The sequence below is a fragment of the Hafnia alvei genome (assembly GCF_900095695.1).
GTDB lineage: Bacteria > Pseudomonadota > Gammaproteobacteria > Enterobacterales > Enterobacteriaceae > Hafnia > Hafnia alvei_B.
This window is the reverse complement of the sequence record NZ_FMIQ01000080.1, coordinates 74,497-81,660: the sequence shown is the minus strand read 5'-3', so window position 1 is coordinate 81,660 and position 7,164 is coordinate 74,497. Positions and strand designations below refer to the sequence as shown.

The following is a 7,164-nucleotide window of genomic DNA, read 5'->3' as shown; positions in this document are numbered from 1 at the left end:
CGGTCGAAACCTTACATCATGTCGCACAGAGAATAGGCGAACAAAACCTGCCCATTCGATCTACACATACAAATAAATCGCAAAAAAATGACAGGCGCATCCGCCCAATACAAACGCATGCCAGATCGCGTGGTTGTATGGAATTCGTTTACTGACGTAGAAAATAACGCCAAGTGTATAAACAATCCCACCCACGGCCAGTAGCGTTACGCCCCCCCATGCCAGTTTGGTTGCCAACTGATAGATAACAATTAATGACAGCCACCCCATCGTGAGGTAGGTGATAAGTGAAAGCACTTCAAAACGATGGGCAAACGCGAGTTTGAACAAAATACCAAACAGCGCAATACCCCAGATGACTCCCATCAGCCACTTGGCTAGGGTGGAATCTAATCCGACGAGCAGGAATGGGGTGTAGGTACCTGCTATCAATAAATAAATGGCGCAGTGGTCAAACACCTTTAGCCAACGTTTAATGTGTTGATGCGAAATGGCGTGATAGAGCGTGGATGCAAGAAACAGCAAAATCATGCTGCCGCCGTAAAGGCTATAGCTGGCGATTGCTGTGGCATCGGCGCCGGTGCCAATGGCTTGTACCAACAATAATACGAGGCCGACGATCCCCAGAATAAAACCAATTCCGTGGCTGATGCTGTTGGCAACTTCCTCTGCCAGTGAATATCCCTGCTGAACAATGTTTGCCTTTGCCATAGTGCGGCACTACCTCTGTTGAACAATGGAAATCATGCTGTGGCTTAAAACTAGAGCTAGGTTATCTGAGAATTATTCCAGTGTACACGTGTAAGCTCAAATATAATTGCGCTAATTACGACACGAATGACTTTATTTTTGTTTATCAGATAATTATATGGTTTTAGTTCGAATAAATTGGTTTTGTTGATATTTGTTTATCAACTTATTTGTCATGATTTTCACAAAAATGTGAATGGTTTATTAGCATTCAAACATTTATCGCCTGCGACATTGTAACAGCGGCAAAGTTTCGTCAATTTTTTCCTTTGGTAAGTTGCGCAAATTTTTGTTCAGACACAAAAACCGCGAGCGTTTATCATCTAATACCAGATGGCATAAGCCTTTCAGGGCAATTTGTATAACAACAGTTCGGTTTTAAATTTGATTATTGCTGCAAAGATTGTAGAATCCCTCCGAATTTTTTCATCGCAAACGTGAACGCAATCGATTACGTATTTAAAAATGTATTCAGAGATCACAGATTTTTGTGAGCAATAATTTCTATAATACGCACGGCCAGAAAGGTGGGTTGTTGATCAATTGATGGCTATTTGTGGTGATGTTTACATGGGTCTTTTCCCTGGCAGGGAATTTTGCTTAAGGTAAGTAGCAATATTATGAAAAAAATAATTTTAGCTGCAGGCACCGTGCTTGCACTTTCAAGCAGCGTTACCGCTGTAGCAGCAGACAACAACAGCGAATATCTTTCTGACTGGTGGCATCAAAGCGTTAACGTGGTGGGGAGCGCTCATACGCGCTTTGGACCACAGCTGAGAGACGATACTTACCTTGAGTATGAAGCTTTTGCTAAGAAAGATTGGTTCGACTTTTACGGTTATGTGGATGCGCCAATGTTCTTCGGCGGCGACAGCACCTCTCGCGGTATCTGGAACCACGGTTCTCCATTGTTCATGGAAATTGAACCGCGCTTCTCTATTGATAAGCTGACCGGTACCGATTTGAGCTTCGGCCCGTTCAAAGAGTGGTATTTCGCGAATAACTATATCTACGATATGGGTCGTAACAGCGATAGCCGTCAGAGCACATGGTATATGGGTCTGGGTACCGACATTGATACCGGCTTGCCAATGAGCCTGTCGATGAACGTGTATGCAAAATACCAGTGGCAGAACTACGATGCAGCTAACGAAAACGAATGGGACGGTTACCGTTTCAAAGTTAAATACTTCGTGCCAATCACCGAAGTATTGGGCGGTAAGTTGAGCTACATCGGCTTCACCAACTTCGACTGGGGTTCCGACTTAGGTAAAGATTCTGGCCACAGCGACCTGAATGGCCAGCGTATTCGTAGCAGCAACTCTATCGCTTCTAGCCACATTTTGGCACTGAACTACGATCACTGGCACTACTCCTTCGTTGCGCGTTATTTCCATAACGGCGGACAATGGCAGGATGGTACTGAGCTGAACTTCGGCAAAGGTAACTTTGACGTGAAATCTACCGGCTGGGGTTACTACCTGGTTGCGGGTTACAACTTCTAAGTTTCACCAAGTTGATGCCTATACAAAAGGAGCCTAAGGGCTCCTTTTTTGCATTTTGGCTCAGTCTGAGAGCAGATTAAAAGAGGAACTTTTAGCAAGAAACTCAGCCATTTTCACCCTATCGGTTTTAGTCCATGATAGTGACAAATGCAGGTATCAGTCTGCGGCTTTTCTGGATTCATTTTTTGGCGAAGAGGTTCTATGACTAAACATCTCAACAAAGATACTCAGGTATGCATGTCGCTGGCGGCGCGTCCGAGCAACTTCGGCACACGTTTTCATAATTATCTTTATGATGCGCTCGATCTGGACTATCTCTACAAAGCTTTTACGACCAAAGATATCAAAGCGGCAATTGGTGGTGTGCGTGCGCTGGGGATCCGTGGCTGCGCGATCTCGATGCCGTTTAAAGAGGATGTTATCCCGCTGGTGGATGAGATGGATGCATCTGCTAAAGCCATTGATTCAGTTAACACCATTGTGAATACCGATGGCTATCTCAAAGCGTATAACACCGACTATTTAGCGATTGCCCAGCTTTTGGCACAGTATGCCGTTTCCCCTGAGCAAGTATTTGCTCTACGTGGCAGCGGTGGAATGGCGAAGGCCGTGGCCTGTGCGTTAAAAGACGCAGGCTTTAAGCAAGGCTATATTGTGGCGAAGAATGAAAAAACCGGGCAGCAACTGGCCTCTCTATATGGTTATGAGTGGCGGCCAGATATGCAGGGCGTGGAAGCCGATGTGTTGATCAACGCAACGCCTATCGGCATGAGCGGGGGTGCCGATGCTGATACGCTGGCGTTTAGCGAAGGTGAGATCGACCGTGCGAAGGTAATTTTTGATGTTGTGGCGTTGCCATCTGAAACGCCGATGATCCGTTATGCCAAGACTCAGGGGAAAACGGTCATTAGCGGCGCTGAAGTTTTTGCTATTCAGGCCGTTGAGCAGTTTGTGTTGTATACCGGTATTCGCCCCGATCATGAGCTATTTTTGGCTGCGGCGAAATATGCGCGCGGGTGAAATTGGGGTAAGTGCTTTTAGTTTGACAGACCCCCTCCCAGCCTCCCCCTTTGCAGGGGGAGGAGCATATCGAGTGCGAAATTAATACCGAGAACCGTTCGGCCCCCTCCCCTGCGAAGGGCTGGGGTGGGGTCAAGCAATGAGATGAATTACCCTTCCACCAACGAATATGGCAGCGGTTGAATCGTCAGCATTCCACCTTCATCGTCACGAACTCGCAGTACGCTATCGGCTTCTAAATCGTTATTGAGCACGACCTGAACGTTGAGACTGCCGTCGTTAAGCTGAACGGCGGCTAATACCGTTCCAGTACGTCGCCAGTTTTCGCCTAACTTGAGCTCTAAATCTTCACCTGCTTGTGGCACGCGGCTAGCGGAACCCTGCAGCCAATAAAGCGCACGTTTGTTGGCACCGCGATATTTAGCACGAGCTACCATCTCTTGGCCGGTGTAGCAGCCTTTTTTAAAGCAGATGCCGTTCAGCGCCTGAAGATTCGTGGCCTGAGGGATAAACTGGCCGCTATTGGCGACGTCAATAACAGGCAGGCCCGCTTCGATATCAAGCTCAATCCACTGTTGACCGTCGTTAAACTGCGCGCTGCCACGCAGTTTATCTGTGAGCATTTCAGCGGTGGATAAAGAGGTTATCAGCAGATAGCGCGCTTCTGGCTGAGATAAATAGAGCAGCGTGGTGTCTTCATGCGTCATCGCCGGTGTGTTGGCATCAGGCAACTGCGGGAAATAGGCTGCAAGCGCAGCGTCGGCTTTCAAGCCGGCAACGCCGAGGATCACGGCGTCATTGTCTGCGCTGATAGTGAGCTTGGAAAACACCGCATATTTTTTTAATTCGGTGATTTGATTTTCTGCCACGCTGCGGCGTATCAGATAAGAGAAGCCTTCTGCTCGGTGGAATAAACGCAGGTCACTCCACATTTTCCCCTTCGCGTCACAATGCCCGCAGAGGGTGTGTTCATGCTCAGTGAGTGCTGCAACGTCTACGGTTAGCTGGCCCTGCAAATATTTGCTAGCGTCAGGCCCCGTCACGTTTACCAACTGCCAATCGTTGAGCAACATTATCGTTAAGGGCAGGTGGTTAGAGGCTACCGGTTGGCGTGGCGCGAAAAGAGAGTTCAAAGTCATGATGGTTCCCTACTAATGCAGTCCCGAAATGGAATCTAACCATGTTAAGAGAGGCGGGTAGGATTGCAAATGGAAATATCGTGCAGTTGGGATAAATGCTCACGCACAGAGGTAAATATGTGGGACTAAAGCGGCAAAGAGGGAGGAGAATTCCGAGTTTTTCTATAAACCTTATATTTGCCGAGGTTTAAGGCACTGTCTGGTACATAATGCGCTAATAAATATGTCAGTTTGTGAACCTATTTTCTAAATCTTCGTTGGATTCGCGCTAAAATGGAGCCGCATATCTCGTCTCGACTGGGAACCCAGTGAGTTACGGGGTGTCTTACGAGATTATCTTATAAGAATAAGGTTAACTGATCAGGAGTGAGTAAATCATGGATATAGGAAATAAATCACGCATTCATTGGGCTTGCCGCCGCGGTATGCGTGAGTTGGATATCTCCATTATGCCGTTTTTCGAACATGAGTATGATTCGCTGAGCGATACAGATAAACAGGCATTTGTACGCTTACTTGAGTGCGACGATCCCGATCTTTTCAATTGGCTTATGAACCACGGTTCACCCAAGGATCCTGAATTAGCGCATATGGTTAAACTTATTCAAACGCGAAACAAAGATCGTGGACCAATGGCGTTGTGATGTACGGGTGTCATGGCGAACGCAACTATTGATGTTGGTTACGCATGGCATTCTGATTTTGTTAATTTTGCTAGCACCCTGGCCGGAAAACTATAGTTTTTATTGGCTAGTGTTGCTGACTTTAGTTGTGTTTGAATGTATCCGCAGTCAAAAGCAGATCGCTAAGATTCAGGGAGAGTTTAGCTTTCTGGAGGATAATCATATTCAATGGCAACACAATGAGTGGGAGTTATGTAAGACGCCTTGGATCAGTGATTTTGGCGCATTGCTACCCTTAAAAAGTGTGAAAAATCAGGGAAAGAAAAAGCGTTTATGGATTGCGGCAGACAGTTTGACGCCAGAAGCATGGTGCCATTTGCGCCGAACTTTGATGCAAACGCACCAGAGTGATTAGTGAATAATGCCCGAGATTTCCATCGGGCATTTTTGTTTCTCTATATGCAATGTGTGCAATAAGCATCGCGTTACAGTAATTCAGCGATCTCCAGCATGATCTGCTCGCACCATTGTTCTAGGCGCTTGTCACTTAAATCGTATTGATTCGCTTCGTCGAGAGCCAAACCAACGAACAGTTTGCCATCGTCAATCACCGGTTTAGGACTGGTAAACTCATAGCCCTCTGTTGGCCAATAGCCGACAAACTGCACGCCTAGCGGCAGTAAACGGTCGTGAAGCATACCAAGGGCATCGAGGAACCATTCGCCATAACCAAGTTGATCGCCCATGCCATACATGGCGATAATTTTATTGTGTAGATTCAAGGTTGGCAGTGCATCCCAGACGGCTTCCCAGTCTTCTTGAATTTCACCAAAGTCCCAGGTTGGAATGCCGAGGATCAAAATGTCGTAATCCTCCATGCGCTGGATGGGGATATCTTTGATGTTATGTAAATCGACTAACTCGGCGCCGAGAATATCGCGAATTTTTTCAGCCGCCATTTCGGTATAGCAAGTGCTGGAGCCGTAAAAAAGACCTATCTTCATAGTAATACCTAAAAACATTCGAGCTGCGACTAGGCGGCAATCAGGGTGAAAGAAGGTAGCCAACGCTGCGGTAATGTAAAGAGCACGGGGGCGTTGCTGCCGTCGGGTTACAAATACATAACAGCAGAGTGTATCAGATTTGAATCCGTGTCAGGCATAATGCACACTAAACCTTGGTTTGAGCCTTTATCAACGGAGTCGCCGGTGCACGAGCAAGATCAGGCACTGATAGAACAATTTTTAGATGCGCTGTGGTTAGAACGTAACTTAGCCGAAAATACGCTGGCCTCTTATCGTCTGGATTTACGGTCGCTGGCTGAATGGCTGGCGCATCATCATTCTGATTTATTACAGGCTCAGGTTTCTGACCTGCAAAGTTTCTTAGCTGAACGCGTTGATGGCGGCTATAAAGCAACCAGCTCTGCTCGTTTACTTAGCGCCATGCGTCGTTTGTTTCAGTATTTTTATCGTGAAAAAATGCGCAGCGACGATCCGACGACGTTATTATCGTCGCCAAAGCTACCGCAGCGGTTGCCTAAAGATCTCACCGAGGAGCAGGTTGATACGTTGCTGCAAACGCCAAGCGTTGAGAACCCGATAGAATTGCGGGATAAGGCGATGCTCGAAGTGCTTTATGCCACCGGACTACGCGTTTCTGAACTGGTGGGGCTGACGCAGGCCGATGTCAGTTTGCGTCAGGGCGTGGTGCGCGTTATCGGTAAAGGTAATAAAGAACGACTGGTTCCGCTGGGGGAAGAGGCGGTTTACTGGATTGAGTATTATCTGGAATATGGTCGGCCATGGCTGCTGAATGGACAAACGATAGACGTGTTGTTCCCCAGTAATCGTGCCCAGCAGATGACGCGCCAAACGTTTTGGCATCGAATTAAACACTATGCGGTACTGGCAGGAATCGATAGTTCTCGCTTATCACCGCATGTGCTCAGACACGCTTTTGCCACTCATTTGCTGAACCATGGGGCGGATTTGCGTGTCGTACAAATGTTGTTAGGACATAGCGATCTGTCCACAACCCAAATTTATACGCATGTAGCTACTGAACGACTTAAACAGCTACATCAACAGCATCATCCCCGTGCGTAAGGCGCAGGGAAATACAAGG

General features: G+C 47.2%; 8 protein-coding genes. 5 read left to right on the top strand and 3 right to left on the bottom strand.

Annotated features, from left to right (window positions below; genetic code table 11):
* Nucleotides 1–60: 60 nt before the first annotated feature.
* A complete protein-coding gene (gene trhA / locus BN1044_RS21250) occupies nt 61–711 on the bottom strand; it encodes a PAQR family membrane homeostasis protein TrhA (protein ID WP_072310346.1) in 651 nt (216 codons plus the stop codon).
* 659 nt (nt 712–1,370) lie between these two features.
* Between trhA and BN1044_RS21245 the strand changes: the two genes are divergently transcribed.
* Together BN1044_RS21245 and BN1044_RS21240 are read left to right on the top strand one after the other, a co-directional pair.
* Complete coding sequence (locus BN1044_RS21245) at nt 1,371–2,255, top strand: nucleoside-specific channel-forming protein Tsx (RefSeq protein WP_072310345.1); 885 nt, start codon at nt 1,371–1,373, stop codon at nt 2,253–2,255.
* Between the two features lie 201 nt (nt 2,256–2,456).
* Complete coding sequence (locus tag BN1044_RS21240) at nt 2,457–3,275, top strand: shikimate 5-dehydrogenase (protein WP_072310344.1); 819 nt, start codon at nt 2,457–2,459, stop codon at nt 3,273–3,275.
* A 149-nt stretch (nt 3,276–3,424) separates the two neighbouring features.
* On the opposite strand, the gene ygfZ is transcribed toward BN1044_RS21240, so the two are convergent.
* The gene (gene ygfZ, locus BN1044_RS21235; protein WP_072310343.1) at nt 3,425–4,414 is read right to left on the bottom strand and encodes a tRNA-modifying protein YgfZ; all 990 of its coding nucleotides are present in this window, start codon (nt 4,412–4,414) and stop codon (nt 3,425–3,427) included.
* Nucleotides 4,415–4,791: 377 nt separating this feature from the next.
* On the opposite strand from ygfZ, the gene sdhE reads away from it, so the two are divergent.
* Together sdhE and BN1044_RS21225 are read left to right on the top strand one after the other, a co-directional pair.
* Nucleotides 4,792–5,058, top strand: coding sequence for an FAD assembly factor SdhE (gene sdhE, locus BN1044_RS21230; protein WP_072310342.1), 267 nt, complete (start codon nt 4,792–4,794; stop codon nt 5,056–5,058).
* Nucleotides 5,039–5,452 (top strand): protein YgfX, encoded by a 414-nt coding sequence (locus tag BN1044_RS21225; RefSeq protein ID WP_072310341.1) that lies wholly within the window; start codon nt 5,039–5,041, stop codon nt 5,450–5,452. The genes sdhE and BN1044_RS21225 overlap by 20 nt, the downstream gene beginning before the upstream one ends.
* A gap of 70 nt (nt 5,453–5,522) precedes the next feature.
* On the opposite strand, the gene fldB is transcribed toward BN1044_RS21225, so the two are convergent.
* On the bottom strand, nt 5,523–6,041 hold the full coding sequence (fldB, locus tag BN1044_RS21220) for a flavodoxin FldB (protein WP_072310340.1): 519 nt from the start codon (nt 6,039–6,041) through the stop codon (nt 5,523–5,525).
* Nucleotides 6,042–6,200: 159 nt separating this feature from the next.
* On the opposite strand from fldB, the gene xerD reads away from it, so the two are divergent.
* Nucleotides 6,201–7,145, top strand: coding sequence for a site-specific tyrosine recombinase XerD (xerD, locus tag BN1044_RS21215; RefSeq protein WP_211095692.1), 945 nt, complete (start codon nt 6,201–6,203; stop codon nt 7,143–7,145).
* The last annotated feature ends 19 nt before the right edge of the window (nt 7,146–7,164 follow it).

Excerpts from the sequence above, each read along its gene's own strand:
- trhA (WP_072310346.1), bottom strand. The coding sequence starts at position 711 with ATGGCAAAGGCAAACATTGTTCAGCAGGGATATTCACTGGCAGAGGAA.
- ygfZ (WP_072310343.1), bottom strand. The coding sequence starts at position 4,414 with ATGACTTTGAACTCTCTTTTCGCGCCACGCCAACCGGTAGCCTCTAAC.
- fldB (WP_072310340.1), bottom strand. The coding sequence starts at position 6,041 with ATGAAGATAGGTCTTTTTTACGGCTCCAGCACTTGCTATACCGAAATG.
- sdhE (WP_072310342.1), top strand. The coding sequence starts at position 4,792 with ATGGATATAGGAAATAAATCACGCATTCATTGGGCTTGCCGCCGCGGT.
- BN1044_RS21240 (WP_072310344.1), top strand. The coding sequence starts at position 2,457 with ATGACTAAACATCTCAACAAAGATACTCAGGTATGCATGTCGCTGGCG.
- BN1044_RS21245 (WP_072310345.1), top strand. The coding sequence starts at position 1,371 with ATGAAAAAAATAATTTTAGCTGCAGGCACCGTGCTTGCACTTTCAAGC.
- xerD (WP_211095692.1), top strand. The coding sequence starts at position 6,201 with ATGCACACTAAACCTTGGTTTGAGCCTTTATCAACGGAGTCGCCGGTG.